This is a genomic window from Pseudomonas sp. 30_B, assembly GCF_017491605.1.
Lineage (GTDB): Bacteria > Pseudomonadota > Gammaproteobacteria > Pseudomonadales > Pseudomonadaceae > Pseudomonas.
In genome coordinates, this window is record NZ_JAFGYY010000449.1 from 1 (window position 1) to 249 (window position 249).

Here is a 249-nt window from a genome sequence, read left to right on the forward strand (position 1 = left end):
CATGACTGGGGTGAAGTCGTAACAAGGTAGCCGTAGGGGAACCTGCGGCTGGATCACCTCCTTAATCGAAGATCGCAGCTTCTTCATAAGCTCCCACACGAATTGCTTGATTCACTGGTTAGACGATTGGGTCTGTAGCTCAGTTGGTTAGAGCGCACCCCTGATAAGGGTGAGGTCGGCAGTTCGAATCTGCCCAGACCCACCAATTGTTGTGGTGTGCTGCTGATCCGATGGGGCCATAGCTCAGCT

Annotated in this window: 1 tRNA gene and 1 rRNA gene; both read left to right on the top strand. The window is 53.4% G+C overall.

The features are described 5' to 3' along the window. Window positions 1–64, top strand: a 16S ribosomal RNA gene (locus J5M67_RS29060); the annotation flags it as partial. Between the two features lie 64 nt (window positions 65–128). After that, window positions 129–205 (top strand) — tRNA-Ile (locus J5M67_RS29065). Window positions 206–249: the final 44 nt, after the last annotated feature.